Genomic DNA, 26,151 nt, shown 5'->3' on the forward strand with positions numbered 1-26,151 from the left:
TTCCATAAGCAAGTCCGGCGATGATCCGCAATCCTAGGGGCGACGCGGAAGGTTGTTTGCCTCGAGCCAGGCAGGGTTTTCGGCATACATGTCCCCGATCAGCGCCTTGACCATTGCCAGATAGCGTGAATTGTCCCCGGCCCTGTGGTTCAGGATGACCGGGGACAAGGCACCGGAGTCGCCGATCAGGCGGTATTCGACATCCGACCGCATCTGCCGGGCCGACGAGGGGATGATGCAGATCCCCGATTCGGCCGCGACAAGGCCCAGGGCGGTCTGGATTTCGCGCACCTCCAGCACCTCGGCGGGTTGCACCAGCCGATCCTGCAACAGCGCCAGCACCTGATCGGCATAGCTGGGGCGCGGCTCCTTGGGATAGACGATCAGCTTCTGGCCCGTCAGATCCGCCAGCGCCAGCGGTCCCGTTTCCCGGGCAAGCGCGGTCCCCCGGGGCAGCGCAGCAACCAGGCGTTCTTCCCGCAGGACGGTGCTGGTGACGTTGGGGTCGTTGTGCAGCAACCGCCCGAAGCCGAGGTCGATCCGGCCTTCCTTCAGCGCCGGGATCTGCTGGATCGACAGCATTTCCAGCAACTGGATGTCCAGTTCCGGCGCGTTCTGGCGCAGCTTCCTGACCAGCAGCGGCAAGCCGCCATACAGGGTCGAGGCGACGAAGCCGATGGACAGCAGCCGGTTGCGGTTCGCCCCCACCCGGCGCGTGGCGTCCTTCATCTGGTCCACCCGTCCCAGCACCTGCAACGCCTGTTCATAGAACAGCCGCCCCGCATCGGTCAGCCTGATCGGCCGGCTGCTGCGGATGATCAGGGCGACGCCCAGTTCCTCTTCCAGCAACTGGATCTGACGGCTGAGAGGGGGCTGCGCGATGTTCAGCGCCTGGGCCGCGCGGGTGAAGTTCCGTTCCCGCGCAACGGCGGCGAAGTAACGCAATTGACGCAGATCCACGGCTTTTCTCCGGTCCCGAGAGAGCAAAATTCAGGTCGGTTTGGGTATCTTTCGGCTGACGATCACCCCCATCCTCAACAGTTTAGCATCCATTATACCTTCCGGGTATGGTTTCAAACCAAAATGGTGTTGGACGCAAGGCGGCAGGGCCATGCACATTCAACCCATGAACCAGCCATACGCCCCCCTGTCCGCAGCCCTCGTCGCCCCGGTCGTTACCGGGGTCGAGACGGTGATCCTCGATCTGCCGACGATCCGTCCGCACAAGCTGTCGGTCGCCACCATGAACGGTCAGGTCCTGACGCTGGTGCGCGTCCATTGCAGCGACGGCGTCACCGGCATCGGCGAATGCACCACCATCGGCGGGCTGGCTTATGGCGGCGAAAGCCCCGAAAGCATGAAGACCAACATCGACACCTGGTTCGCCCCGGTGATGATGGGCCAGGACGCGACGCGGGTGCAGGCGCTGATGGCGCGGATCGGCAAGATGGTGAAGGACAACCGCTTCGCCAAATCCGCCGTGGAATGTGCGCTGCTGGACGCCCAGGGCAAGCGCCTGGGCCTGCCGGTCAGCGAGCTTCTGGGCGGGCGGCGCCGCGACCGGCTGCCGGTGGCCTGGACGCTGGCGTCGGGCGACACGGCCCGCGACATCGCCGAGGCTGAACGGATGCTGGACCTGCGCCGCCACAACATCTTCAAGCTGAAGATCGGCGCCCGCCCCCTCCGCGACGACATCGCCCATGTTGCGGCGATCAAGGCCGCGCTTGGCGACCGTGCGGCGGTGCGCGTCGATGTGAACATGGCCTGGTCGGAAGGCGAGGCCGCCTTCGGCATGGCGGCCCTGGCGGACGCGGGCTGCGACCTGGTCGAACAGCCGGTGGCATCGGCCGCAGCCCTTTCCCGGCTGGTGCGCCGCTTCCCCGTCGCGCTGATGGCCGACGAATCCCTGACCGGCCCCGAAAGCGCCTTCGAGATCGCCCGCGTCCAGGGCGCCGATGTCTTTGCCGTCAAGCTGGAACAAAGCGGCGGCGCCTTCAACGCGCTTCGCGTCGCGGCCATCGCGGATGCGGCAGGGATCGGGCTTTACGGCGGCACGATGCTGGAAGGCGCGGTGGGCACGGTGATTTCCGCCCATGCCTTCGCCACCTTCGCCAATCTGCAATGGGGCACCGAATTGTTCGGCCCGCTGCTGCTGACCGAGGACATCCTGGCCGGGCCTCTGGATTACAGCGATTTCGAACTGACCGTGCCGGGTGGCCCCGGCCTTGGCCTGACGCTGGACGAGGATCGCGTGGCCTTCTTCGCACGCGACGGCATCCGCAAGACCATCAGCCTGCCCGGAAAGGCGTGACCATGCTGTTTCATGTGACCATGGATGTGAACATCCCCCGCGACCTGCCCGCCGATGAACGCGCCGACATCCTTGCGCGCGAAAAGGCCTATTCGCAGGATCTGCAGGCCCAGGGCAAATGGCGCCACATCTGGCGGATCGCCGGGCAATACGCCAACGTCAGCATCTTCGACGTCCGCGACAACGACGAATTGCACGACATCCTGTCGGGCCTGCCCTTGTTCCCTTTCATGGACATCGCCGTGACGCCGCTGCTGCGTCACCCGTCCGCGATCCGGGACGACGATACCTGAAGCCATCCCCAAACGGGACGGAGCGAGGGCCGTCCTGCCCAGTTTCCAAGCGAATCCAGGAGGAGAGAAGAATGACCGTCAAGATTTTCGACCGTCCCGACGTGCAGGAGTTCCTGAAGGAACTCAGCGGCATGAACAGCAGCGATGGCAATCCGCGCATGAAGCAGATCGTGCATCGCCTGATGTCGGACCTGTTCCGCGCCATCGACGACCTGGACATCACCCCCGACGAATATTGGACCGGCGTGGCCTGGCTGAACGACTTGGGCGCCGCCGGTCAGGCGGGCCTGATCTCGCCGGGCCTGGGGATCGACCACTTCCTGGACGAGCGCCTGGACGCCATCGACGCCGAACTGGGGATCGAGAACCCGACCCCGCGCACGATCGAAGGCCCGCTTTACGTCGCCGGCGCCCCGGAATCGGTGGGCTTCGCCCGCCTGGATGACGGCTCGGACACGGACGGTCAGACGCTGATCATGCACGGCACGGTCCACGGGTCCGACGGCAAGCCGCTGGCCGGCGCCAAGGTCGAGGTCTGGCACTGCGACACGCGGGGCTTCTATTCCCACTTCGATCCGACCGGCAAGCAGGCGCCCTTCAACATGCGCCGCACGATCATCACCGACGAAAACGGCCGCTACAAGTTCCAGAGCATCCTGCCCTCGGGCTATGGCGTGCCCCCCGGCAGCCCGACCGAGAAGGTGCTGACCGCCCTTGGCCGCCACGGCCAGCGTCCCGCGCATATCCACTTCTTCGTCAGCGCCGACGAGCACCGCAAGCTGACCACCCAGATCAACATCGAGGGCGATCCGCTGATCGACGACGACTTCGCCTATGCCACCCGCGAAGGCCTGGTCCCCCATGTGATCGAGCGGACGGACGAGGACAGCATCCATGCCAACGGCCTCAACGGTCCCTTCGCCGAGATCAGCTTCGACATCCACCTGACCGCCCTGGTTCAAGGCATCGACAACCAGGTCAACGAACAGCGCCGCCGCGCCGCAGCGTAAGCGCATCCCGGACGGCCCCCTGGAGGGGAGGGCCGTCCACCCCTACCCCATCTTTCATCACCGACATCGGCAGGGGCCCGTCCGCGACAGGCGCACCCCTGGGGAGGAGAACTCATGTCCGCGATCATCGAAAAGGCCCGCGACCTGGACCAGCTGCTGGACGTCGCCGTCCAGGACGACAAGGAGGCGGGACTGTTCCGCTGCCGCCGCGACATCTTCACCAACGAAGACCTGTTCGCGCTGGAGATGAAGCACATCTTCGAAGGCAACTGGGTCTATCTGGCGCATGAAAGCCAGATCCCGGAAGTCAACGACTATTACACCACCTGGATCGGCCGCCAGCCTATCGTCATCACCCGCGACAAGACCGGAGCGCTGAACGCCGTCATCAACGCCTGCGCCCACAAGGGCGCGATGCTGTGCCGCCGCAAGCAGGGCAACAAGGGCAGCTTCACCTGCCCCTTCCACGGCTGGACCTTTTCCAACACCGGCAAGCTGCTGAAGGTGAAGGACGCGAAGACCACGCAATATCCCGAGCAGTTCAACCAGGACGGCTCGCACGACCTGACCCGCGTGGCGCGCTTCGAAAGCTATCGCGGCTTCCTGTTCGGCAGCCTCAACCCCGACGTCGCCTCGCTGGAGGATTTCCTGGGCGAGACGAAGGTCATCATCGACCAGATCGTGGACCAGGCGCCCGAGGGTCTGGAGGTGCTGCGCGGCAATTCCTCCTACATCTATGACGGCAACTGGAAGCTGCAGATGGAGAACGGCTGCGACGGCTATCACGTGAGTTCCGTCCACTGGAACTATGCCACCACCATGGAACGGCGCAGCGAAACCGGCACCAAGGCGGTGGACGCGAACAGCTGGTCCAAGTCGGTCGCCGGCGTCTATGGCTTCGAGAACGGCCATATCCTGCTCTGGACCAACACCCGCAACCCCGAGGTTCGCCCGGTCTGGAACCGCCGCGACGACCTGGTCGCCCGCCTGGGCGAGGAGAAGGCGGGCTTCATCGTCAACCAGACCCGCAACCTGGGCATCTATCCGAACGTGTTCCTGATGGACCAGTTCAGCACCCAGATCCGCGTCGTCCGCCCGCTGTCGGTGGACAAGACCGAAATCACGATCTTCTGCTTTGCCCCGAAGGGCGAAAGCGCCGCCGACCGCACGACCCGCATCCGCCAGTACGAGGATTTCTTCAACGTCTCGGGCATGGGCACCTCGGACGACCTCGAGGAATTCCGCGCCTGCCAGACCGCCTATGCCGCGCCCTTGTGGAACGACATGTCGCGCGGTGCGCCCCTGTGGGTCCACGGCCCCGATGAAAACGCCCGCCGCATGGGCCTGAACCCTGTCTTGTCGGGCGAACGCAGCGAGGACGAGGGCCTGTTCGTCGTGCAGCACGAATACTGGGCCAAGGCCATGCGCGAAGCGCTTGCCGCCGAGAAGGCCGGCGAAAAGGGAGAAGCGGCATGAGCCTGGATCACGCCATCACCAGCACCAGCCTGGACATGAACACCATCTGCGCCTTCCTGTATCGCGAGGCGCGCCTGCTGGACGACCGCCAGTGGGACGAATGGCTGACCTGCTATGCGCCCGATGTGACCTACTGGATGCCCGCCTGGGACGACAACGACCAGATCACCGAGGATCCGCAGTCCCAGATCTCGCTGATGTATTACCCCAACCGCGAGGGGCTTGAGGATCGGGTGTTCCGCATCAAGACCGAACGGTCCGGCGCATCGACGCCCGAACCCCGCACCAGCCACACGGTCAGCAATGTCGAGGTGGTCGCGGATCGCGGGTCCGAGGTGGACGTGCGCTACAACTTCCACACGCTGAACCACCGCTACAAGACCACGGACCAGTTCTTCGGCACCATGTTCGTGACCCTGCGCCGGACGGATGACGGGCTGGTGATCGCCGCCAAGAAGATCGTCCTGAAGAACGACTACATCCGCCAGGTCATCGACGTCTATCACGTCTGACGGCCGCCAGACCAAGCACAACGCAAGGAGGAGGCGACCATGTGCTATACGATCGCGCTCAACTTCGAGGACGGGATCACCCGCTTCATCGACTGCAAGCAGGGCGAGAAGGTTCTTGATGCGGCCTTCCGCAACAAGATCAACCTGCCGATGGACTGTTCGGACGGCGTCTGCGGCACCTGCAAGTGCCGCGCCGAAAGCGGCGCCTATGACCTGGGCGAGGACTATATCGAGGACGCCCTGACCGAGGACGAGGCCGAAGAAGGCTTGGTCCTGACCTGCCAGATGGTGCCGTCCTCCGACTGCGTGCTGTCGGTGCCCGTTACGGCCGCGTCCTGCAAGACCGGCCAGCAGAAGATCGGGGCCACCGTCGCCCGGATCGAGCCGCACAAGGATGCCGCGGTCGTGCTGGAGCTTCAGATCGAGGAAGGCGCCGTTCCCCCCGCCTTCCTGCCCGGCCAGTACGTCAATATCGGCGTGCCGGGCAGCACCGCCAGCCGGTCCTATTCCTTCAGCTCGGCCCCGGCGGAAGGGCGGATGGAATTCCTGATCAAGAAGATCCCCGACGGGTTGATGAGCAGCTGGCTGGCCCGCGCCGCCCCCGGCGACAAGCTGGATCTGACCGGGCCGATGGGCAGCTTCTATCTGCGCGACGCGGGCCGTCCGCTGCTGTTCCTGGCCGGCGGCACCGGCCTTGCGCCCTTCCTGTCGATACTGGAGGTTCTGGCCCGCGCCGGGTCGCGCCAGCAGATCCACCTGATCTATGGCGTGACGCGCGACCAGGATCTGGTGCTGGTGGACCGGATCGCGGGTTTTGCGCGCCGCCTGCCGAACTTCACCTTCGCCACGGTGGTCGCGGATGACGCCTCGGCCCATCCGCGCAAGGGATGGGTCACCCAGCACATGCCCGAGGACATGCTGGCCGCCGGAGAGGTGGACGTCTATCTGTGCGGCCCCCCGCCGATGGTCGATGCGGTGCGCCATTACCTTGACGAAAAGGGCGTCCGCCCGGCCAGCTTCCATTACGAGAAGTTCACCCCCAACGCGCCTTTGAAGGCCAGCGCATGACGGGGGCGGTCTTTGCCGGGCGCTTCGCGGGCAAGGTGCTGGTCGTGACCGGCGCCGCGCAGGGGATCGGCCGCGCCGTGGCCCTGCGCGCGGCGGCCGAGGGCGGCCGCGTCCTGTTCGTGGACCGCGCCGATTTCGTCTCGGATGTCGCGGCCGAGGCCGGGCGCGATGCGGCGGCCTTCACCGCCGACCTGGAAACCTGGGATGGCGCCCATGCGGCGATGGCCCATGCCGCCGACATCTTTGGCGGCATCGACATCCTGATCAACAACGTGGGCGGCGCGATACGAATGCGCCCCTTCGTCGAATTCGAACCCGCCCAGATCGACGCCGAGATCCGCCGGTCCCTGATGCCCACGCTTTACTGCTGCCACGCGGTGCTGCCGCATCTGCTGGCGCGGGGCGGCGGTACCATCGTCAACGTGTCCTCGAACGCCACGCGCGGCATCCATCGGGTGCCTTATTCGGCGGCCAAGGGCGGCGTGAACGCCATCACGCAGTCGCTGGCGATGGAGATGGCGGGCCAGAACATCCGCGTCGTCGCAACCGCCCCCGGCGGGACCGAGGCCCCGCCCCGCCGCATCCCCCGCAACGCCGAGGGCGACAGCGAGGCCGAAAGGGCCTGGATGGCCGAGGTGGTCGAACAGGTCAAGCAATCGGCCTTCATGCGCCGCTATGCCACCATCGAGGAACAGGCCGCGCCGATCCTGTTCCTGGCCTCGGACGAGGCGTCCTACATCACCGGCTCTGTGCTGCCCGTCGCCGGAGGCGACACGGGATAGGCGTCGCGGGAGGCGACACGGGCCGACGGACCCACAAGCAAACAACAAGGGAGGAGAAGACAATGAGAAGCATAGACGTGAGCGAGGCCATAGACAAAGGCCCGTTCGGCAGCTTTCAGTGGATGGTGGTCGCGCTGTGCGGCGCGCTGCTGATCGTTGACGGATACGACGTCTTCGTCGCGGGCACCGTCCTGCCCACGCTGATCGCGGAATGGGGCCTGACCAAGCCGCAGGCGGGTGCGCTGCAGGCCTGGGCGCTGTTCGGGATGATGTTCGGCGCGTTGATCCTGGGGCCGCTGGCCGACCGGATCGGCCGCAAGAAGGGCGTGGCGATCAGCTTCGTGCTGTTCACCTCGGCCACGGTGCTGACGGGCTTCGCCACCTCGCCCGAGCAGTTCAAGATCTTCCGCTTCATCGCGGGCCTGGGCTGCGGCGGGCTGATGCCGAATGCCGTGGCGCTGATGAACGAATATGCGCCCAAGCGCCTGCGCGGCACCATGGTCGCGCTGATGTTCTCGGGCTATTCCGTGGGCGGCATGGTCGCGGCGGGGCTGGGCATCGGGATCATCCCCTCTTTCGGGTGGCAGCCCATGTTCTTCATCGCCGCGCTGCCCCTGGCGCTGCTGCCGCTGATCCTGTGGAAGCTGCCGGAATCGCTGGGCTTCCTGATCCGCCAGGGCAAGCAGGAGGAAGCGAGGCGCATCTTCGCCCGCATCAACCCGACCGCACCCCTGGTCGCCGATGACCGGCTGGTCTTCACCGAGGCCAAGGGCGCCAAGGCGTCCATCGCCGAACTGTTCCGCCATGGCCGGGCCCTGCGCACGCTGATGCTGTGGCTGTCCTTCTTCTGCTGCCTGCTGCTGGTCTATCTGCTGTCGTCCTGGCTGCCCAAGGTTCTGCAAGAGGCGGGCTATGCCGAACGCGCCAGCCTGTTGTCGCTGTTCTCGCTGAATTTCGGCGGCATGGCCGGGGCGATCCTGGGCGGACGGATGGGCGACCGCTTCGGGCTGCCCAAGGTCGTGGTGGGCTTCTTCGCCGCCGCCGCGCTGTCCATCGCGATGATCGGCATGAACCCGGCGCCGGGCCTGCTGTTCGCCCTGGTCTTCGTGGCGGGCGCCACCACCATCGGCACGCAGATCCTGCTTTATGCAAGCGTGGCCCAGCTTTACAACCTGTCGGTCCGCGGGGCGGGCCTTGGCTGGGCCTCGGGCGTGGGCCGGATCGGCGCCATCGTCGGGCCGACCCTGGGCGGGGTTCTGCTGGCGCGCGAACTGCCCTTGGGCCAGAACTTCCTGATCTTCGCGATCCCCGCGGCGGTCTCGGCACTGGCGATGCTGGTCTTCGCCCTTGCCAACAACCGGGTTCGCGAAAACGCGCAGCTTGCCGCGGCCTGATCCCGACGAAACAATGGCGCGCGGCCCTGTCGGCCGCGCGCCCTTTGCCATTGGAAATCCTGCCATGCCCTATCTGGACCTGCCCACCCATCTCCTCCACTACCGCATCGACGGCGCGGAAGGGGGCAAGCCCTGGCTGACCTTCTGCAATTCGCTGGGCACCGACCTGCACATGTGGGACGCCCAGATCGCCGATCTGGCAGGGGATTTCCGCATCCTGCGCTATGACCGTCGCGGACATGGCAAGTCCGGCACCCCGCCGCCCCCCTATGCCCTGTCCGACCTGGGCGGCGACGTGATTGCGCTGTGGGACGCGCTGTCCATCCCGCGCAGCCATTTCTGCGGCTTGTCCATCGGCGGGCTGACGGGGCAATGGCTGGGCATCCATTCCCGCGCGCGGCTGGACCGCCTTGCGGTCTGCGCCACCGCGGCCCGCATCGGCACTGCCGAAAGCTGGACCGCCCGCATGGCCGACGTGCGCGCCAACGGCCTTGCCGGGCTTGTTCCCGCCACCGCCGAACGCTGGTTCACCCCTGCCTTCAGCGCAACCCGGCCTGGCGAAGTGGAAGCCATCCTTTCGACCTTCGCCACCACCTCGGCCGAGGGTTATGTGGGATGCTGCGCCGCCTTGGCGCAAGCGGATCTGCGGGACGATCTGGCGCGGATCACGGTCCCGGTCCTGGCCGTATCGGGCGACGACGACCCGGTCTGTCCGCCAGCCGATCTGCAGGCGATCGCCCAGGGCGTTCCGGACGGCCGCCACCATGGCTTGCCGGGGCGGCATCTGGTGAATGTCGAATCCGCGGCGGCCTTCAACGCCCTTCTGCGGGACTTCCTGATGGTGTCCGCACGCCCCTAGAACAGAATGCTTGATGCATTGGCCTTCGTCTTCCATTATGGTGCACTGACCCGAAGACCGCTGACGCTGGATCGCAGACATGACCGCCCCCAAGGCTGCCGCGCCTGACACCGACCAACGAGAGGCCCCGATGCTGAAAAGCAAGACCCGCCAGACCAGTTGGCGCCTGGCCAATCCGGCCAAGTATTCGGCGCATCTTGCCGTCCAGCAGGCCATTGCCACGGGCAAGCTTGAACGGCAGGCCTGCGAGGTCTGCGGCATCGAAAAGGTGGATGCGCATCACGACCGCTATGACCAGCCGCTTGAGGTCAGGTGGCTGTGCCGTCGCCACCACATGAAGCTGCATCATTACGGCGAGGACATGTTTCCCGTCGGCGGCGGTTCGGGCGAATCCTGATCACTGTCCCGCCCCCCGTCAGGCCCGTTCGTTTTCCAGCGGCGTGATCGCCAGTTCCTGGACGGCGGGGTCTTCCCGGATCGCCCGCGCCAGGCGTTCGACATCAGGGGCGTCCTGATAGGCGGAAGCCAGCAGCGTATAGGACCGCTGGCCGCTGGCCCGCGCCTGGTTGATGGACGCAGGCCCCGCGCGCATCCCGCCCGAGGCCAGGATGGCCGCCAGCCGGGCACTGTCATAGGAACTTCCGGCATCCACGACGACCCGGATCCGCAAGACCGGCTGCGGCGGCGCCATCCGGCGCAAGGCCCGCTGGAACACAAGGACGGCCAGGCAGATCACCGTCGCGATGGTGGCAAGCTCCATCAGGCCCGCGCCGAAGACGATGCCCAGCGATGCCGTCAGCCACAGCGATGCGGCCGTGGTCAGGCCGTGGACCGAAAAGCCCGACCGGAAGATTACCCCCGCCCCCAGAAAGCCGATCCCGGTCAGGATGGCGTGGGGCATCCGCGCCATGTCCGACACGATCTGCGTGCCTTCGGGAAAGACCACCGTCCATTCCCCCATGCGCAGCCCCAAAAGCGTCATCAGCGCCGAGGCGAAGCAGACAAGGATATGCGTCCGCAGGCCCGCAGGCTTGCCCAGGAATTCACGGTCCGTGCCGATCAGGGCACCGGCGACGACGCTGCCCAGAAGCGGCGGCACGGTATCCGCGTCCAGCATCGCGGAAACAAGACTGTCGAATGTCATCATGCCCCCCCTGGCTGTCGGACCGTCATGTGACAGGGTGGGACCGCCCGGTGCAACAGGCATCTTCCGACGGCGGCGGCCGTCAGCCGGCCTCGCCTGCTGGATCCGCCCGCAGCCAAAGGCAGCCATGGCCGGGCAGGTCCAGGCTGGCGGTCCCGTCCGCGTCCAGGTCAAGGCGCCCCTGGCCCTGGATGCGGGTCAGGCGGCCCATGGGCTTGCCCCCGTCCAGGCGGCATCGGGACCTGCAGGCCCGCTTGCCCAGGTTGTGCAGCAGCAGCGCCGTGCGATCCCCCCAGTCATAGCGCAGGGCGAAGATCGCGGCATCGGGAAAGGGGATGAAGCTCCATTCGCCGAAGGCCACCTCGGGCATCTCGCGGCGGCGGCGGATCAGGCGTTCCAGCCAGTTGAGCAAGGAATCCGGGTCACGTTCCTGGTCCGCGACATTGACGGCCTCCGGTCCCCAGCGGGATCCCGAAACCACGGGCCGCAGCATCTTGTCGGGCGGCGCGGTCGAAAAGCCGCCATTCGGCCCATCCGACCACTGCATCGGGCTGCGGACGCTCAGCCTGCCGGGGATGTCGAGGTTCTCGGCCATGCCGATCTCCTCGCCATAGAACAGGACGGGCGCGCCGGGCAGCGCGAAGACGAGGCTGTAGACCAAGCGGATCCGGTCATCGTTTCCCTTGAGCATGGTGGGAATGCGGCGGCGCAAGCCCCGTCCGAACAACTGCATGTCCTTGTCGGGACCGAATGCGCGGAACACCTGCTGGCGCTCGGCCTCGGTCAGCTTGTCCAGCGTCCATTCGTCGTGGTTGCGCGCGAAATGCGCCCAGCCGTCGTCGGGGTGGAGCTCGGGCATGGCCCGCAGGGAATGGACCAGCGGTCCCGCATCCTCGCGCACCAGGGCAAGGGCCATCGCCTGGTTCATGTTGAAGTCCAGGCACATGTTCAGCTCGCCCCCGCCGTCGTCGCCGAAGAAGCGCCGGGTCTCCTGATAGGGCAGGTTCACCTCGCCCAGAAGCACCGCCTCGCCGCAACGGCGCTGAACGAAGCTGCGCAGGTCGCGCAGCCAGTCGTGCAGATCCAGGTCGGGGGGCGCCTTCAGGCCCTGGGTGTCCAGCAGATAGGGCACGGCATCGACGCGAAACCCCGACAAGCCAAGCTGCAGCCAGAAGCCCACGATCTTGTGGATCTCCTCGCGGACCAGGGGATTGCCGATGTTCAGGTCCGGCTGATGGGCATAGAAGCGGTGCAGGTAATACTGTCCCGTTTCCTCGTGCCATTCCCAGATGCTGTCTTCCTGGTCGGGAAAGATCACCTCGTCGGGGCCGTCCTCGGGGATCTCGTCGCGCCAGACATACCAGTCGCGATAGGGAGAGTTGCGGTCCGACGCCGCCGACCGGAACCAGGGATGCTGGTCCGAGGTGTGGTTGACCACCAGATCCGCGATCACCCGGATGCCCCGGTCCCTGGCCGTGCGCAGGAAGACCGCCAGATCGCCCAGCGTCCCCAAGCGCGGATCGACCCCGTAATAGTCGGTGATGTCATAGCCGTCGTCCTGGTTCGCGGTCGGATAGAAGGGCATCAGCCAGATGCAGGTCACGCCCAGACGGGCCAGGTGGTCGATGCGGCGCGTCAGTCCGGCGAAATCGCCGATGCCGTCGCCGTTGCTGTCCTGGAAGGTCTCGACGTCAAGGCAGTAGATGACGGCGTTCTTCCACCAAACATCGCCTGTGCGGCTGATATCCATGCAGGCTCCTTTTTCCCGTGATCCGGCTTGCCCCAAGGGGGTGTCCTGGGCCGAACGCAACCGCCAAGGCATCGGTTCACCCAAGGGCCGGCAACGTCCCGGCGAACCCCTGCTCCGCCCGCGCGTTGGAAAGCGGCAGGACAAGCAGGACAAGGAGAAGCCTATGGATGGGATCAGCCAGCAGCCGCGCATCGCGGTCATCACAGGCGCCTCGGCCGGGGTCGGCAGGGCGGTGGCACGGGAATTCGCGGCTCATGGCTGGCGCTTGGGACTTGTGGCCCGGGGCCGGGCGGGCCTGGAGGGCGCGCGGGCCGATGCCGAGGAACGAGGCGGCGAAGCCCTCGTTCTGCCCGCCGATGTCGCGGATGCGGGCGCGGTCGATGACGCGGCCCAGGCCGTGATGGACCGCTGGGGCCGGATTGACCTGTGGATCAACGCCGCCATGGCGACCGTGCTGGCGCCGGTGTCCCAGGTCACGCCCGACGAATTCCGCCGCGTTACTGAGGTGACCTATCTGGGCCAGGTCTTCGGCACCCAGGCCGCCCTGCGCCACATGCGCGCCCAGGGCCGTGGCACCATCGTCAGCATCGGTTCGGCCCTGGCCTATCGCGGCATCCCGTTGCAGGCGCCCTATTGCGCGGCCAAGTTCGCCACGCGCGGCTTCATGGATTCCCTGCGGACCGAGCTTCTGCACGAAAACAGCCCCATCCGCCTGACCGAGATCCACCTGCCCGCCGTCAACACGCCCCAGTTCGACTGGGCGCGCAACAAGATGCCCCGCAAGGCCCAGCCGGTGCCGCCGATCCACTCCCCCGAGGCCATCGCCCGCGCCGTTTATCGCGCGTCCCTTGATGCCCCAAGGGAAGTCTGGCTGGCCGGTTCGGCGGTCAAGGCGATCCTGGGCGATGCTGCCGCCCCTGCGCTTGTGGACCGGATCCTGTCCAGCCAGGGCTATTCCGGGCAGCAGACCGAGGAAGCGGCCCATCCCCGGCCCGACAACCTGTTCGCCCCGATGGACGCCGACCGCGATCACGGCGCCTCGGGCCGGTTCGGGGACGATGCGCGATCCCATGTGACAGCCTATCGGCCCGGCCGGTTGCGCGGGGGCGCCGCCGCAATCGCCTGCGCCGTGGGCTGCGGCATCCTTTGGACAGCGCTAAGCGGCAGGAACCGGTCCTGAAGACCACGCCACGGCAAGGCAGAACGCTTTCAGATCGCAGGCACCCGTACGATCCAGTCGGTGGCCGCCTCGTATTCCCGGCCCAGGTTCAGGATGGCGGCATCCTGGCCGCGATGACCGATCAGTTGCAGGCCCATGGGCGAGGGGCCAAAGCCCGCCGGAACCGACAGCGCCGGCAGCCCGGTCAGGGACGCCGGCACCACCACCTCCATCCAGCGGTGATAGCTGTCCATGGCCGTCCCGGCGATCTGGCGCGGCCAGTGCCAGTCGGCGTCAAAGGCGAAAAGCTGCGCCGATGGCAGGGCCAGCACATCGACCTCCATCTCGGCGGTGCGGCGGAACCAGTCTGACCGGATGGTGCTGGCGCGGCGGATATCGGCGGCCGAGAAGGTCAGCCCGCGCTCGATTTCCCACCGCAGTTCGGGCTTGACCATGTCGGGCGCGCTGCGCAGCAGCACCTCAAGATTGCCGGCGATGGTCCAGCTTCGCAGCGTGGTCCAGGCCTGCCACAGCGCCTCGGCCGGGAAGGGCGGCGCAAGGGGCGTCACCTCATGGCCCAGATCGGCGAAGACGCGCAGCGCCGTCTCGCACAGGTCAAGGACGCCCGGCTCCATCGCATAGGCGCCGCCCCAGTCGCCCAGCCAGCCGATCCGCAGCCTGCGGCCCGGCGGCTGCGGGCGGTATGGCCCGCTGGAATGGGGATGGCGCGGGTCGTGTTCGGACTGGATGGACAGCAGCAGTTCCAGGTCGCGGATCGACCGCGCCATGGGACCGTCGGTGGACAATTGCGCCAGGAACAGATCCCCCGGCCCTCCCCCTGCCACAAGGCCATAGCTGGGGCGGAAACCCAGGACGTTGTTCCATCCCGCCGGGTTGCGCAGCGATCCCATCATGTCGGACCCGTCGGCAAGCGCCACCATCCGGGCCGCAAGCGCCGCCCCCGCGCCGCCGCTGGACCCGCCCGCCGAACGCGCGGTGTCATAAGGGTTGCGCGTCACCCCATACACCGGGTTGTAGCTGTGCGATCCCAGGCCGAATTCCGGCGTGTTGGTCTTGCCGATGATCACCGCCCCTGCCCTGCGCAGCCGCGCGACCATCGGGCTGTCCGCCTTCGGTACATGATCGCGGAACGCGGGCGATCCATAGGTGGTCACGATCCCCGCCGTGTCCGCCAGGTCCTTGATCGCCACCGGCAGGCCCTGCAACGGGCCGGGTGGCGCGGTCGCCGCCTCGGCCAGAAGCGTGTCGCGGTCGCGCAGGGCCACGATAGCGTTGATGGCCGGATTGACCCGGTCGATCCGGTCCAGCGTTTCCGCCATCAGTTCGCGGGCGGATATGGCGCCTGAACGCAGGGCTGCCAGTTGATGTGTCGCGTCATGGTCTATCATGCGCCACAGTCATGGCCGAAGCGGCAGCGGGGTCAAGGTGCCATGCGACAGGGGTGCCTTCGGGCTGAAACCTGCCCCCATGGAAACGCGTTCGACCGGCGTGGCGTCCGGCAGAAACCCCCTGTCATGCCGCCATCCCTGCCTTTATCATTCCCCCGACAGCTTGGAGACAAACATGGAATTCATCGCAAGGGCGACTGCGGTGGTGGGCGGCGCGGTCGCGCTTGTCCGCCGGATCGGAGCACCGGGACATCAGGCCATGGGCCCAAGCCCGCAGATCCCGGAAGCCAAGGCGCAGGGGATCATGACCCTGAAGATGCCCGTGGCGCGGGGCTGGAAGGAAGGGCATGTCCCCACCTGCGCGCCGGGCCTGGCCGTCAATGCCTTTGCCACCGGCCTCGACCATCCCCGCTGGATCGAGGTTCTGCCCAATGGCGACGTGCTTGTGGCGGAATCCAAGGAACAGGCGGGCCCGCCCAGGACGCTGATGGATCATGCCGCGCAGGCCACCATGCGCCGCGCCAAGGCCATCGGCGACAGCGCCAACCGCGTGACGCTGCTGCGCGACGCCAATGGCGACGGGGTGGCCGAGGTGCAAGAGGTGTTTGTCCAGGACCAGAACCAGCCCTTCGGCATGGCGCTGATCGGGGATCGCTTCTATCTGGGCAATACCGACGGCATTGTCGTCTTCGATTATACGCCCGGCGCGACCTCTCTGACGGGTGCGGGACGCAAGCTGGTCAGCTTCAAGCCGCATGGGCATTGGACGCGCAGCCTGATCGCCTCGCCTGACGGGACCAAGGTCTATGCGGGCGTGGGGTCGCTGTCGAATATCGGGGACATGGGCATGGAGGCCGAGGAAGGCCGCGCCGCGATCTGGGAACTGGATGTGGCCAGCGAAAAGGCCCGGATCTTCGCATCCGGCCTGCGCAATGCCGTGGGCATGGCGTGGGAGCCTGCGACCGGCACGCTGTGGACCGTGGTCAACGAACGCGACGGCCTGGGGGATGAAACGCCGCCGGATTACCTGACTTCGGTCCGCGACGGCGGCTTCTATGGCTGGCCTTATTCCTATTGGGGCGGCACCGTGGACGACCGGGTGAAGCAGGATCCGGCGCTTGTGGCCCGCGCCATCACCCCCGATTACGCCCTGGGCGGGCATACGGCATCCCTGGGGCTGTGCTGGATGCCCGCAGGCACGCTGCCGGGCTTTGGAGAGGGCATGGTCATCGGGCAGCACGGATCCTGGAACCGGTCCAAACTCAGCGGCTACAAGCTGATCTTCGTGCCCTTCGCGAATGGCGCGCCCGCCGGCCCGCCCCGCGACATCCTGACCGGCTTCCTGTCCCCGGACGAGAAGCTGGCCTATGGACGCCCGGTCGGCGTTGTGGTCGGCGCGGACGGCAGATCGCTGCTGATGGCGGACGATGTGGGCGACGTGATCTGGCGGGTGACGGGGGCTTGACCCCCTGCCCTTCGCGGGGGCATGAAACAAATCTCGCCGCCAGTCGTTCCTTTCCACGAACAGGAGGAACATCATGTCCCAGCGACTTCCACCCGTCCCGCCCGAAAACCGCAGCGACAAGGGTCCCGGCGATCCCGGCGGCCATGTTCAGACCGACGCCGACATCCCCGATCAGCGCCAGCGGAACCTGGACCAGCAGGGCCGGCAGGGCAACATCAAGCAGAACACGACCAACCAGGGTCACCAGCAGGACAGGTAAGACAATGTCCACATCCGACAAAACCGACGCCGCGAACCGCCACCACGGCGGCCCCGGCAGCAGCCATCAGCGCCCCGACCTGCCGGACCCGACGGAGGGCCGCGGCCCGAAGCCCGGTGAGCCGACCAACGGCCCGGATTCGGACGTCTCGGGCGGTGGCGGCGTGCGCGACAGCCACCACACCCACGACCCCAAGACAAAGGGCGGCCGCTAGGCGGCAGCCCCGCCGGGCGGCCCAGGACGCCGCCCGGCCCTTACATCGCGGCCTGAAACAGCGCGCGGGTGTTCTGGGCGGTCATGGCGACCGGATTGCCGCCGCAGGACGGATCCTCCAGCGCCATTTCGGTCAATTCGTCCAGGCGGTCAGCCTCCACCCCCATCGCGGCCAGACCCTTGGGGATGCCCAGTTCCAAACACAGTTCCACGATGCGGCTGCGGAAGCCGTCGAAGCCGCCCGGGATGCCCAGATAGGCGGCGGCGGCGGTGATGCGGTCCTCGATGGCGGGACGGTTGAAGTCCAGCACGGCCGGCATCACCACCGCATTGGTGGTGCCGTGATGGGTGCCATAGACGGCGCCGACCGGGTGGGACAGCGAATGGATCGCGCCCAGGCCCTTTTGAAAGGCCACGGCCCCCATCATCGCCGCGCTCATCATATGGGCGCGGGCCGTCAGGTTGTCCGGCTGGCGATAGACGACCGGCAGGTTCTCGAAGACCAGGCGCATTCCTTCAAGCGCGATGCCCTGGCTCATCGGGTGGTAATGGGGCGACGAATAGGATTCCAGGCAATGCGCCAGTGCGTCCATGCCGGTGCCCGCAGTGATGAAGGCAGGCATCCCGACCGTCAGTTCGGGATCGCAGATGGTCACCGTGGGCATCAGCCGGGGGTGGAAGATGATCTTCTTGCGATGCGTTTCGGAATTGGTCAGCACGCCCGCCCGCCCGACCTCGCTGCCGGTGCCTGCCGTGGTGGGCACGGCGACGACGGGGGCGATGGCGTCGGCATCGGCGCGGGTGTACCAGTCGTCCACATCCTCCAGATCCCAGACGGACAGGCCGGGGCGCTGCCCGGCCATCAGCGCGATCATCTTGCCCAGATCCAGGGCCGAGCCGCCGCCGAAGCAGATCACCCCGTCATGCCCGCCCGCCTTGAAGGCCGCAATCCCGGCCTGCATGTTCGCCTCGGTCGGGTTGGGGTCCACGTCGGAAAAGACGGCGCGGCCCAGCCCCGCGCGGTCCAGGACATCCAAGGCGCCCGCGGTGATGGGCAGGGCGGCAAGCGCCCTGTCGGTGACCAGCAGCGGGCGGGAAAGGCTCGCCGCCTTGGCATGGTCGGCCAGTTCCGAAATCCGGCCCGCGCCGAACTTGATGGCGGTCGGATAGGACCAGTTGCGGTTGGGGACATCAAGGCTCATGTCACGCCCTTTTCAGGTGATAGGATTTCGGGCGGGTCACGGAATGGTAACCCAGATAGGACAGGCTGCCGCCGCGCCCGGTATCCTTGCAGCCGGTCCAGCAGAGCGCCGGGTCCAGGTAATCGGCGCGGTTCATGAAGACGGTGCCGGTCTGGATCCGCGCGCCGATGCCGGCTGCGGCATCGTCGTCGCGCGTCCAGATGCTGGCGGTCAGGCCGTAAGGGCTGTCGTTCATCAGGCGCACCGCCTCGTCGTCGCCCGACACGCGCATGATGCCCACGACGGGGCCAAAGCTTTCCTCGACCATGACGCGCATGGAATGATCCACGTCCACCAGAATCTGCGGGGCCAGATAGGCGCCGCCGTCGTCCTGCGGAAAACCGGCAGGGTCGATCAGGGCGCGGGCCCCCTGCCCCACGGCCTCGGTGATCTGGTCGCGCACGGTCTGCGCGAAGCGGACATGCGCCATCGGCCCAAGCGTCGTGGCCGGGTCCAGCGGATCGCCCAGCTTCAGCGCATTCGTCCAGGCCACCGCCTTTTCGACGAAGGCGTCATACAGGCTCTCATGGACATAGATCCGCTCGATCCCGCAGCAGCACTGGCCGGAATTGAACATCGCACCGTCTATCAGCCCCTCGACCGCCGCATCCAGGTCGGCGTCAGTGCGGACATAGCCCGGATCCTTGCCGCCCAGTTCCAGGCCCAGGGCCACGAAGGTACCAGCCGCCGCGCGTTCGATGGCGCGGCCCCCGGCGACCGATCCGGTGAAGTTCACGAAATCGAAGGCCCGCGCGGCGATCAGGCCTTCCGTGGTCCCGTGATCCAGCACGACATTCTGGAACACCTCCCTTGGCACGCCGCCCGCGTGAAAGGCCTGGGCCAGACGCTCGCCCGCCAGAAGGGTCTGGCTTGCGTGCTTCAGGACCACCGCATTGCCCGCGATCAGCGCGGGAACAATGGTGTTGATCGCCGTCAGATAGGGATAGTTCCAGGGCGCGATCACGAAGACCAGGCCCAGCGGCTCGCGCGCGATCTGGCGGTGGAACCCGGCGCTGTCCTCGATCACCCTGGGCGCCAACGTCTCGGCGGCGATCTGGGCCATATAGTCGGTGCGCGCGTTCACGCCGCCCATCTCGCCCGCGCCGAAGCGGATGGGTCGGCCCATCTGCCGGGCCAGTTCCGTGGCGATGTCGTCCTTCATCGCGGTCAGCGCGGCGACGCCCGCCTTGACCAGGGCGATGCGGTCATCCAGCGGGCGGGCGGCCCAATCCGCCTGCGCGGCACGCGCGCGGGCCACAGCGGCCTGGGCGGCGTCACGGTCCAGCGGCGTGCGCCGGACCAGCACCGATCCGTCGATGGGGGAAATCAGGTTGATGTCTTTCATGGTCGGTCCTGTCAGGCGCGTTCCAGCAATCGGCGCAGGTCGTGGTCGGTGACGACGCGGTCGGTCTCGGCGATCTCCCACTCGGCGGCGTGGTGATAGTGATCGACCACATCATCGCCAAAGGCCCTGCGGTAAAGATCCGAGGTTTTCAGGCGTTCCGCGGCCTCGCGCAGGGTCTTGGGGACTTCCCGCACGGACTGCGCCCGATACAGGTCGCCACGGATTTCCGGCTCCAGCTCCAGCTTCCGCTCGATTCCCTCAAGGCCCGCGGCCAGCAGCGCGGCGCAGGCCAGATAGGGATTGGCATCCGCGCCGGGGATGCGGCATTCGACGCGGACGCCCCCTGTCCCCTCGCCGCAGACGCGAAAGCCCGCCGTGCGGTTGTCGCAGGACCAGACGGCCTTGGTGGGCGCGAACAGCCCTGTGCAGAACCGCTTGTAGCTGTTCACATAGGGCGCCAGGAACACCATCATCTGGTCGGCCCCGGCAAGCTGGCCCGCCAGGAAATGCTTCATCGTGGCAGACATGCCGTGATCGCCTTCCGGGTCGTGGAAGGCGGACTGGCCGCCTTGGAACAGCGACTGGTGCACATGGGCCGCCGATCCCGCCTTGGCGGTGTCGTATTTCGCCATGAAGGTGACGGACTTGCCGCGCGACCAGGCGATTTCCTTGACGCCCTGCTTGATGATCGTGTGGTTGTCGGCCGTGTCGAGCGCGTCGGAATAGCGATAGTTCACCTCGATCTGGCCCGCGTCGGCCTCGCCCTTGGTGCATTCGATGGGGATGCCCGCGCCGTAAAGCTGGTTGCGGACCGCGCGCATCACGTCTTCCTCTCGCGTGGTCTGGAAGATGTGGTAATCCTCGTTATAGCCGGAAGACGGCACCAGCCCGGCGATGCCGCCGCGCAGGCTTTCATAGCTGTTGTCGAACAGGTAGAATTCCAGTTCCGTCGCCATCATCGCGTCGAAGCCCATGTCGCGGGCACGGGCGATCTGGCGCTTCAGAATGGCGCGGGGCGATACTGCGACCTCGTCATGCGTGTGATGGTCTAGCAGGTCGCAGATGACCATGGCGGTGCCCGGCAGCCAGGGCAGGCGGCGCAGCGTGGACAGGTCCGGGCGCATGACGTAATCGCCATAGCCCTGTTCCCATCCCGCACTGCGATAGCCGGGAACGGTGTTCATCTCCATGTCCAGGGCCAGCAGATAGTTGCAGCAATGGGTTTCCTCGTGGCCGCCGTCCAGGAAGAAGCCGGCATGGAAACGCTTGCCCATCAGCCGGCCCTGCATGTCGGGAAAGACCACCAGGACGGTGTCGATCTCTCCGGCGTCAAAGGCCGTCTTCAGGCTGTCGAGTGTCAGGTTTGCAGGCATGATCGTCCATTCCCAGGATCGTGCCGCCGGGCTGTCGCGCCCGGCGGCAGGCTGCATCAGCTATAGCGATAAGGTCGTCCCGCCTTGGCCATGACGTCGTTGTATTTTTTGAAGATTTCCACCACGCGGGCCTTAACCTCGGACTCGGCGGCGATCTCGTCCCAGAAGACACGGGCGCGTTCCTCGACCGTGGCCCATTCCGCGTCGGGGATCGAGGTCAGTTGCAGCTTGGGCCCGTTCACGCGCAGATCCGCCTCTCCGCCCCAGTACCACCACTGGCGGTAATAATGTGACTGCTCGAAACAGACCTCCATCAGCATCTTCAGCTTGTCGGGCACCTCGGCCCAGCGGTCGGCATTGGCGAAGAAATGCCCGATCCAGGCGCCCGAGATGTTGTTGGTCAGGAAATACTGCGTCACGTCCGCCCAGCCGACGGTGTAATCCTCGGTAATGCCGGACCAGGCGATGCCGTCCAGCTCCCCGGTCTGCAGGGCGACCTGGATATCCTCCCACGGCAGTTGCATGGGCACGACGCCGAATTGCGACAGGAATCGGCCCGCGGTCGGGAAGGTGAAGACCCGCTTGCCTTCCAGGTCGGCCAGGCTGTTGATCGGATCCTTGGTGGCGAAATGGCACGGATCCCAGGCCCCGGCCGAGATGTGCCTGACGCCCACGGCGGCATATTCCTGTTCCCAGATCTCCTTCAGCCCGTATTGGTTGAACAGCACCGGCACATCCAGGCTGTAACGGCTGGCAAAGGGGAAATAGCCCCCGAAAACCGTCACCTCGGTGGGCGACTGCATGGAATCGTCGTCCGACTGCACCGCGTCGATGGTGCCGTTCTGCATGGCGCGGAACAGTTCCGACGTGGGGACAAGCTGGTCGGCATAGTAAAGCTCGATCTGCATCTCGCCCTCGGCGATGGCGTTGAAGCGGTCGATGGCGGGCTTGACCACATGCTCGCCCAGGGCGGCGCCGGCATAGGTCTGCATCCGCCAGCGGATCGGCGCGCCTTGGGCGTGGACGGCGGGCGCGGCCAGGGTGGCGGCCCCTGCGGCCAGGGGGGCGGTCATCAGAAACTTGCGTCTTGTCGTCATCCGAACCTCCGATGTGTTGGGGAAAGGGGCGGTTTGGCCCGCCCGTGTTGTCATTGTCCGTAAACCTGCTGGGGCAGCCACAATGCGATCTGCGGGAAGGCCATGATGATCGCCAGCGTCAGGATCATGATGCCGACGATGGGCACGATCGACCGATAGATGTCGCCCAGGGTGACATGGTCCGGCGCCAGCGCCCGCATCAGGAACAGGTTATAGCCGAAGGGCGGCGTGATATAGGCGATCTGGCAGGTGATCGTGTAAAGGACGCCATACCAGATCAGGTCGAATTCCAGCGCGCGCACCAGCGGGATATACAAGGGCGCGACGATCACCAGCATGGCCGTGTCGTCCAGGAACATCCCCATGATCAGGAAGGACACCTGCATCAGGATGATGACCTGCCACCGGGTCAGGCCCAGTTCCTCAAGGAAGAAGGATTCGATGGCGCGCACCGCGCCAAGCCCGTCGAAGACCGCGCCAAAGGCAAGCGCGGCCAGCAGGATCCACATGAACATGCAGGTCACGTTCAGCGTGCCGCGCAGGCAGGTTTCCCAGATGGTCCGCGTCCAGCGGCCCTTGATCACCGCCACCGCCGAGGCGATGACCGCGCCCACGACCGAGGATTCGACCAGGCTGACATAGCCCGCGACGAAGGGCCCCATCATCGCGCCGAAGATGACCAGCGGGGTGATGCCCGCCCGCAGCAGGCGCAGCCTTTCGCCCCAGGTGATCTGGGCCAGTTCGTCGGACGACAGGCGCGGGGCAAGGCGCGGGTTCAGGCCGCAGCGGATCAGCACATAGACGATGAACAGCCCCGCCATCAACAGGCCGGGAAAGACGCCAGCCAGCCACAGATGCCCGACCGGCTGGCGCGCGATCATCGCGTAAAGCACCAGCACGATCGACGGCGGCACCAGGATGCCCAGGGACGATCCGCCCTGGATGATGCCGGTGACCATCACCTTGTCGTAACCGCGCCGCAGCATTTCCGGCAGGGCAATGGTCGCGCCGATGGCAAGGCCCGCGACCGACAGCCCGTTCATGGCTGACACCAGCACCATCAGCAGGATGGTTCCCACGGCAAGTCCGCCCGGCACCGGGCCGAACCAGACATGAAACATCCGGTAAAGGTCGTCGGCCATGCGCGTTTCCGACATGACATAGCCCATCCAGACGAACATCGGCAGGGTCAGCATCGGAAACCAGTTCATCAGCTTGATGGCACTGGTGAAGGCCAGGTCGTGCCCTCCCCTGTCCCCCCACAGCGCGATCGCCGCGATCACCGCGACAAAGCCGATGCCGGCAAAGACCCGCTGCCCGGTCAGCAACAGGGCCAACATGCCCAGAAACATCGAGATGGCGATCAGCTCGTATGACATCAGCCATGCCCCTCGGGGATGGGGGTGCCGCGCAGGATGGCGATGTCGCGGATCAGAAAGGCCAGCGATTGCAGCAGCATCAGCAAGGTGCCCAGGCAGATCACGATCTTGATCGGCGCCATATAGGGCCGCCAGACAGTGCGCGACCGTTCGCCGATCTCAAGCGCATAGATGGTGCTTTCGATCCCGCCCCACAGGATCACCCCCAGGAACACGATCAAGGCAAAGACCGTCACGCAATCCACCGCCGCGCGCGTCCGGGCGGACCAGCGGGAATAGAGCAGGTCCATGCGCACATGCGCGCCCATCATCAGAGAATAGGCCCCGCCAAGGACGACATAGGCGATCATCGTGAACTGCGCCATTTCCTGCGTCCACAAGGCGGGCCGGAAGAAGGCTTTGGCGATGACCGACCAGGCCAGGACGCCCGCCAGCACGAACAGCAGATACAAGGCCATGCGCCCGATGCGGCGGTTGACCCCCTCGACCACGCGCACGAAGCCAAGCGCCAGGGGCGGCATCAGCAGCCCCCTTGCGGCAACAGGTCATCGGGCGCGGAAACGCGCTGAAATGGTGGCAAGGCCACGATTCTTCTCCCTGTTTTTGGTTCAGCGTCCTCCCGGTCCTTGCATTCTGTCAAGAATTTTTCTTTTCGTTTGCTTCTGATAGGATCATTCCAGAACGAGGAGGGGCGTCGTGACCATCGAACAGCGGATGCGCGCCAGCCTTGCGTCGCTGACCCGCGCCGAACGGCAGGCGGCGACCCATATCCTGTCGCATTTCCCGATGTCGGCCCTGGGGTCGATCACCATGCTGGCAAGCGCGGCCGAGGTCTCGGCGCCGACCATCGTGCGGCTGGTGCAGAAGCTAGGCTTTAAGGGCTATGCCGAATACCAGGCCGCCCTGCGGGCGGAGGTGGGGCGCCTGCTGGCCGCGCCCCTGGACCTGCCGGAGATGGAGCGCCGCCGCCACCCTATGCAATCCTTCGCCGCACAGGCGATCGCGAACATCCATGCCACCCTGGACCAGATTGCGACGGGGGAATTCGATGCAGCGGCGGCGCTTCTGGCCGATTCTTGCCGCCATGTCGCGGTGATGGGCGGGCGGCTGACCCATGCCCATGCCGATTACATGGCGACCCTGCTGCGCGTGATCCGTCCGGGGGTCACCTATGTCTCGGACCACCTGACCGACTGGCAGCAGGCGCTGCTGGATTTGCGGGCGGGCGACGTGGTGGTGATCTTCGACATCCGCCGTTACGAATCCAACGCCGTGCACATGGCCGAACTGGCGGCGGGCCTGGGCGCGCGGGTCATCCTTGTGACCGATCACTGGCTGTCCCCCGCGGCAGGGCACGCCCACCACACCCTGCCCTGCCGGATCGACATGCCTGCGGCCTGGGATTCGACCGTCGCGATCCTGCTGCTGGTCGAGGCGCTGCTTGGCCGCGTCCAGGGCCATTGCGCCGATCAGGTGCAGGACCGCCTGAACCGGCTCGAGGACGTCTTTGCCAGGACCCGCATCTTCCGCGCGCCCAAGCTGGGGCGATGAGGGGGTCCTAGGCCACTTCGATCCGAACCTCCCGCACGCGACCATCGCAGCGACCGACGGCAATCCGCAGACGGTCGATCAGATGGGTCCGCAGATAGGTGGCATGGAATCGGCTGGGCGCGATCAGGGTCAGGCAGCCGTTTTGCGTCCCACCATCGGAAAGGCCCGCGAACCAGGCGTCGAACAGCGGCCTGTCCTCGGCCGCAAGGCGCAGGCGTGCCGCGCCCCACAACCCTTCTGCGGGGGCGATATCGGGTCGGCGGAAGGGCACCACCGTCCGGTCGGGTTCCCCGCCCTCGCCCGCCTCCGCGCCGCCCATCCGCGAGACGTAATCGGGACCGATGTTGGACCAAGCCGGCCGCGTGTCCAGCAGGATCCGGTCCAGATCCAGGCCCAGCACCGACACCCTGCCCCGCGCGCCCTGACGCTTGACGGTGATCCAGCCCATGGTCCGCAGCCGCGCCATGTCCCGCTTGACGGTCCGTTCGTCGACGCACCACAGCCGCGCGATCTCGCGCTGACCGATGGACAACTCGTTCCCCTGCCAGTTATAGCGGGTCGTAATCAGCGCCATCAGCCGGAGGACCAGCCGCTGTGCCTGCGGATCGCCCGCCAAAGCATGGGCCACCATGGCCGACAGGATGTCGTACTTCTTTGCCGCCGCCTCTCGGCCGACCGCCCGCACCCGATCCATACCCTTGCCCGCCTCTTGCCGCGCCGTCCGTCCGAAACTGCCCCGTCAACGATGTTCCCCTGCTTTCCGGGACGTCTCTCAAACGCTTTTCACCGTCGCATCGCTATTTGCGTCCTGCTTCCCGATTCTGTCAAGAGATTCGGTCTTGATGGTTCATAGGCCGGGCTGCTTTCCCTCGAAAAACGGTATCTTTGGTATAGGGGGCCGCGCTGGATGTCCCCTATTCCGAAGGGAATGTCCCCTTATTTGTTGTGGCTGTACGCGGCACGTCACCCAATCTGTCGTGTCATGACTTGGCGAACTGTCATTGACTGCCAGACATGATTCGTCCTGTCTGCCTTGAAGATGGGCGTCTTCTTGCATCGAC

Annotated in this window: 26 protein-coding genes; 15 read left to right on the forward strand and 11 right to left on the reverse strand. The window is 66.4% G+C overall.

The annotated features are described in order from the left end of the window. Window positions 1-33: 33 nt before the first annotated feature. Window positions 34-960 carry a LysR family transcriptional regulator gene (locus tag IEX25_RS14085; RefSeq protein WP_188715765.1) on the reverse strand — a complete coding sequence of 309 codons (927 nt, stop codon included), beginning with the start codon at window positions 958-960 and terminating at the stop codon, window positions 34-36. 166 nt (window positions 961-1,126) lie between these two features. On the opposite strand from IEX25_RS14085, the gene IEX25_RS14090 reads away from it, so the two are divergent. The 10 genes from IEX25_RS14090 to IEX25_RS14135 all read left to right on the forward strand — a co-directional run bounded on the left by IEX25_RS14090 (window position 1,127) and on the right by IEX25_RS14135 (window position 10,102). After that, window positions 1,127-2,311, forward strand: a complete 1,185-nt coding sequence (locus IEX25_RS14090) for a muconate/chloromuconate family cycloisomerase (RefSeq protein ID WP_188715767.1) — start codon at window positions 1,127-1,129, stop codon at window positions 2,309-2,311. A 2-nt stretch (window positions 2,312-2,313) separates the two neighbouring features. Next, window positions 2,314-2,604 (forward strand): muconolactone Delta-isomerase, encoded by a 291-nt coding sequence (catC, locus tag IEX25_RS14095; protein ID WP_188715833.1) that lies wholly within the window; start codon window positions 2,314-2,316, stop codon window positions 2,602-2,604. A 71-nt stretch (window positions 2,605-2,675) separates the two neighbouring features. Next, entirely contained in the window at window positions 2,676-3,614 is a 939-nt protein-coding gene (catA, locus tag IEX25_RS14100) for a catechol 1,2-dioxygenase (protein WP_188715769.1), read from the forward strand. 114 nt (window positions 3,615-3,728) lie between these two features. Next, window positions 3,729-5,090, forward strand: coding sequence for an SRPBCC family protein (locus tag IEX25_RS14105; protein ID WP_188715770.1), 1,362 nt, complete (start codon window positions 3,729-3,731; stop codon window positions 5,088-5,090). Then, window positions 5,087-5,602, forward strand: coding sequence for a benzoate 1,2-dioxygenase small subunit (gene benB, locus IEX25_RS14110; protein WP_229665244.1), 516 nt, complete (start codon window positions 5,087-5,089; stop codon window positions 5,600-5,602). The genes IEX25_RS14105 and benB overlap by 4 nt, the downstream gene beginning before the upstream one ends. A gap of 39 nt (window positions 5,603-5,641) precedes the next feature. Next, entirely contained in the window at window positions 5,642-6,670 is a 1,029-nt protein-coding gene (benC, locus tag IEX25_RS14115; RefSeq protein ID WP_188715772.1) for a benzoate 1,2-dioxygenase electron transfer component BenC, read from the forward strand. Beyond that, complete coding sequence (gene benD / locus IEX25_RS14120) at window positions 6,667-7,452, forward strand: benzoate diol dehydrogenase BenD (RefSeq protein ID WP_188715774.1); 786 nt, start codon at window positions 6,667-6,669, stop codon at window positions 7,450-7,452. The genes benC and benD overlap by 4 nt, the downstream gene beginning before the upstream one ends. A 62-nt stretch (window positions 7,453-7,514) precedes the next feature. Next, a complete protein-coding gene (locus tag IEX25_RS14125; RefSeq protein ID WP_188715776.1) occupies window positions 7,515-8,846 on the forward strand; it encodes an MFS transporter in 1,332 nt (443 codons plus the stop codon). Between the two features lie 13 nt (window positions 8,847-8,859). Beyond that, window positions 8,860-9,705, forward strand: a complete 846-nt coding sequence (gene pcaD, locus IEX25_RS14130) for a 3-oxoadipate enol-lactonase (protein ID WP_229665246.1) — start codon at window positions 8,860-8,862, stop codon at window positions 9,703-9,705. A 79-nt stretch (window positions 9,706-9,784) separates the two neighbouring features. Then, window positions 9,785-10,102: a hypothetical protein gene (locus tag IEX25_RS14135; RefSeq protein ID WP_229665248.1), complete on the forward strand. Its 318-nt coding sequence runs from the start codon at window positions 9,785-9,787 to the stop codon at window positions 10,100-10,102. 18 nt (window positions 10,103-10,120) lie between these two features. On the opposite strand, the gene IEX25_RS14140 is transcribed toward IEX25_RS14135, so the two are convergent. Together IEX25_RS14140 and IEX25_RS14145 are read right to left on the reverse strand one after the other, a co-directional pair. Next, a complete protein-coding gene (locus IEX25_RS14140) occupies window positions 10,121-10,849 on the reverse strand; it encodes an MgtC/SapB family protein (protein WP_188715778.1) in 729 nt (242 codons plus the stop codon). A gap of 82 nt (window positions 10,850-10,931) precedes the next feature. Then, window positions 10,932-12,599 (reverse strand): alpha-amylase family protein, encoded by a 1,668-nt coding sequence (locus IEX25_RS14145; protein WP_188715779.1) that lies wholly within the window; start codon window positions 12,597-12,599, stop codon window positions 10,932-10,934. 163 nt (window positions 12,600-12,762) lie between these two features. On the opposite strand from IEX25_RS14145, the gene IEX25_RS14150 reads away from it, so the two are divergent. Continuing rightward, a complete protein-coding gene (locus tag IEX25_RS14150) occupies window positions 12,763-13,779 on the forward strand; it encodes an SDR family oxidoreductase (RefSeq protein WP_188715781.1) in 1,017 nt (338 codons plus the stop codon). 29 nt (window positions 13,780-13,808) lie between these two features. Here IEX25_RS14150 and IEX25_RS14155 read toward each other — a convergent pair whose 3' ends face one another. Beyond that, window positions 13,809-15,167: an amidase gene (locus IEX25_RS14155; protein WP_188715783.1), complete on the reverse strand. Its 1,359-nt coding sequence runs from the start codon at window positions 15,165-15,167 to the stop codon at window positions 13,809-13,811. Window positions 15,168-15,342: 175 nt separating this feature from the next. Here IEX25_RS14155 and IEX25_RS14160 point away from each other — a divergent pair, with 175 nt between their 5' ends. The 3 genes from IEX25_RS14160 (at window position 15,343) to IEX25_RS14170 (ending at window position 17,105) form a co-directional block, all read left to right on the forward strand. Beyond that, complete coding sequence (locus IEX25_RS14160) at window positions 15,343-16,632, forward strand: PQQ-dependent sugar dehydrogenase (RefSeq protein ID WP_103174076.1); 1,290 nt, start codon at window positions 15,343-15,345, stop codon at window positions 16,630-16,632. 73 nt (window positions 16,633-16,705) lie between these two features. Then, on the forward strand, window positions 16,706-16,891 hold the full coding sequence (locus IEX25_RS14165) for a hypothetical protein (protein ID WP_103174058.1): 186 nt from the start codon (window positions 16,706-16,708) through the stop codon (window positions 16,889-16,891). Window positions 16,892-16,895: 4 nt separating this feature from the next. Further along, on the forward strand, window positions 16,896-17,105 hold the full coding sequence (locus IEX25_RS14170; RefSeq protein WP_188715785.1) for a hypothetical protein: 210 nt from the start codon (window positions 16,896-16,898) through the stop codon (window positions 17,103-17,105). A 40-nt stretch (window positions 17,106-17,145) separates the two neighbouring features. On the opposite strand, the gene IEX25_RS14175 is transcribed toward IEX25_RS14170, so the two are convergent. The 6 genes from IEX25_RS14175 to IEX25_RS14200 are packed head-to-tail and all read right to left on the reverse strand — an operon-like array spanning window position 17,146 to window position 24,060. Continuing rightward, complete coding sequence (locus IEX25_RS14175; protein WP_188715786.1) at window positions 17,146-18,306, reverse strand: iron-containing alcohol dehydrogenase; 1,161 nt, start codon at window positions 18,304-18,306, stop codon at window positions 17,146-17,148. Window position 18,307: 1 nt separating this feature from the next. Beyond that, window positions 18,308-19,690: an aldehyde dehydrogenase family protein gene (locus IEX25_RS14180; protein WP_188715788.1), complete on the reverse strand. Its 1,383-nt coding sequence runs from the start codon at window positions 19,688-19,690 to the stop codon at window positions 18,308-18,310. Between the two features lie 11 nt (window positions 19,691-19,701). Beyond that, window positions 19,702-21,063, reverse strand: a complete 1,362-nt coding sequence (locus IEX25_RS14185; RefSeq protein ID WP_188715837.1) for a glutamine synthetase family protein — start codon at window positions 21,061-21,063, stop codon at window positions 19,702-19,704. A 56-nt stretch (window positions 21,064-21,119) separates the two neighbouring features. After that, window positions 21,120-22,160: a TRAP transporter substrate-binding protein gene (locus tag IEX25_RS14190; protein WP_188715790.1), complete on the reverse strand. Its 1,041-nt coding sequence runs from the start codon at window positions 22,158-22,160 to the stop codon at window positions 21,120-21,122. Window positions 22,161-22,210: 50 nt separating this feature from the next. After that, on the reverse strand, window positions 22,211-23,539 hold the full coding sequence (locus tag IEX25_RS14195) for a TRAP transporter large permease (RefSeq protein WP_103174063.1): 1,329 nt from the start codon (window positions 23,537-23,539) through the stop codon (window positions 22,211-22,213). Further along, window positions 23,539-24,060: a TRAP transporter small permease subunit gene (locus IEX25_RS14200; RefSeq protein ID WP_103174064.1), complete on the reverse strand. Its 522-nt coding sequence runs from the start codon at window positions 24,058-24,060 to the stop codon at window positions 23,539-23,541. Before IEX25_RS14200 ends, IEX25_RS14195 begins: the two co-directional genes overlap by 1 nt. 175 nt (window positions 24,061-24,235) lie before the next feature. Between IEX25_RS14200 and IEX25_RS14205 the strand changes: the two genes are divergently transcribed. Then, complete coding sequence (locus IEX25_RS14205; RefSeq protein ID WP_229665250.1) at window positions 24,236-25,090, forward strand: MurR/RpiR family transcriptional regulator; 855 nt, start codon at window positions 24,236-24,238, stop codon at window positions 25,088-25,090. A gap of 7 nt (window positions 25,091-25,097) precedes the next feature. Here IEX25_RS14205 and IEX25_RS14210 read toward each other — a convergent pair whose 3' ends face one another. Beyond that, window positions 25,098-25,784 carry a hypothetical protein gene (locus IEX25_RS14210; protein WP_103174065.1) on the reverse strand — a complete coding sequence of 229 codons (687 nt, stop codon included), beginning with the start codon at window positions 25,782-25,784 and terminating at the stop codon, window positions 25,098-25,100. Window positions 25,785-26,151 lie beyond the last annotated feature (367 nt).

It is taken from the genome of Paracoccus acridae (assembly GCF_014642735.1).
GTDB lineage: Bacteria > Pseudomonadota > Alphaproteobacteria > Rhodobacterales > Rhodobacteraceae > Paracoccus > Paracoccus acridae.

Excerpts from the sequence above, each read along its gene's own strand:
- IEX25_RS14135 (WP_229665248.1), top strand. The coding sequence starts at position 9,785 with ATGACCGCCCCCAAGGCTGCCGCGCCTGACACCGACCAACGAGAGGCC.
- catC (WP_188715833.1), top strand. The coding sequence starts at position 2,314 with ATGCTGTTTCATGTGACCATGGATGTGAACATCCCCCGCGACCTGCCC.
- IEX25_RS14140 (WP_188715778.1), bottom strand. The coding sequence starts at position 10,849 with ATGACATTCGACAGTCTTGTTTCCGCGATGCTGGACGCGGATACCGTG.
- IEX25_RS14155 (WP_188715783.1), bottom strand. The coding sequence starts at position 15,167 with ATGATAGACCATGACGCGACACATCAACTGGCAGCCCTGCGTTCAGGC.
- catA (WP_188715769.1), top strand. The coding sequence starts at position 2,676 with ATGACCGTCAAGATTTTCGACCGTCCCGACGTGCAGGAGTTCCTGAAG.
- benD (WP_188715774.1), top strand. The coding sequence starts at position 6,667 with ATGACGGGGGCGGTCTTTGCCGGGCGCTTCGCGGGCAAGGTGCTGGTC.
- IEX25_RS14125 (WP_188715776.1), top strand. The coding sequence starts at position 7,515 with ATGAGAAGCATAGACGTGAGCGAGGCCATAGACAAAGGCCCGTTCGGC.
- IEX25_RS14150 (WP_188715781.1), top strand. The coding sequence starts at position 12,763 with ATGGATGGGATCAGCCAGCAGCCGCGCATCGCGGTCATCACAGGCGCC.
- IEX25_RS14145 (WP_188715779.1), bottom strand. The coding sequence starts at position 12,599 with ATGGATATCAGCCGCACAGGCGATGTTTGGTGGAAGAACGCCGTCATC.
- IEX25_RS14195 (WP_103174063.1), bottom strand. The coding sequence starts at position 23,539 with ATGTCATACGAGCTGATCGCCATCTCGATGTTTCTGGGCATGTTGGCC.
- IEX25_RS14105 (WP_188715770.1), top strand. The coding sequence starts at position 3,729 with ATGTCCGCGATCATCGAAAAGGCCCGCGACCTGGACCAGCTGCTGGAC.
- IEX25_RS14200 (WP_103174064.1), bottom strand. The coding sequence starts at position 24,060 with ATGCCGCCCCTGGCGCTTGGCTTCGTGCGCGTGGTCGAGGGGGTCAAC.
- IEX25_RS14160 (WP_103174076.1), top strand. The coding sequence starts at position 15,343 with ATGGAATTCATCGCAAGGGCGACTGCGGTGGTGGGCGGCGCGGTCGCG.
- IEX25_RS14175 (WP_188715786.1), bottom strand. The coding sequence starts at position 18,306 with ATGAGCCTTGATGTCCCCAACCGCAACTGGTCCTATCCGACCGCCATC.
- IEX25_RS14090 (WP_188715767.1), top strand. The coding sequence starts at position 1,127 with ATGAACCAGCCATACGCCCCCCTGTCCGCAGCCCTCGTCGCCCCGGTC.
- IEX25_RS14180 (WP_188715788.1), bottom strand. The coding sequence starts at position 19,690 with ATGAAAGACATCAACCTGATTTCCCCCATCGACGGATCGGTGCTGGTC.
- IEX25_RS14170 (WP_188715785.1), top strand. The coding sequence starts at position 16,896 with ATGTCCACATCCGACAAAACCGACGCCGCGAACCGCCACCACGGCGGC.
- benB (WP_229665244.1), top strand. The coding sequence starts at position 5,087 with ATGAGCCTGGATCACGCCATCACCAGCACCAGCCTGGACATGAACACC.
- pcaD (WP_229665246.1), top strand. The coding sequence starts at position 8,860 with ATGGCGCGCGGCCCTGTCGGCCGCGCGCCCTTTGCCATTGGAAATCCT.
- IEX25_RS14165 (WP_103174058.1), top strand. The coding sequence starts at position 16,706 with ATGTCCCAGCGACTTCCACCCGTCCCGCCCGAAAACCGCAGCGACAAG.
- benC (WP_188715772.1), top strand. The coding sequence starts at position 5,642 with ATGTGCTATACGATCGCGCTCAACTTCGAGGACGGGATCACCCGCTTC.
- IEX25_RS14185 (WP_188715837.1), bottom strand. The coding sequence starts at position 21,063 with ATGCCTGCAAACCTGACACTCGACAGCCTGAAGACGGCCTTTGACGCC.
- IEX25_RS14210 (WP_103174065.1), bottom strand. The coding sequence starts at position 25,784 with ATGGATCGGGTGCGGGCGGTCGGCCGAGAGGCGGCGGCAAAGAAGTAC.
- IEX25_RS14190 (WP_188715790.1), bottom strand. The coding sequence starts at position 22,160 with ATGACGACAAGACGCAAGTTTCTGATGACCGCCCCCCTGGCCGCAGGG.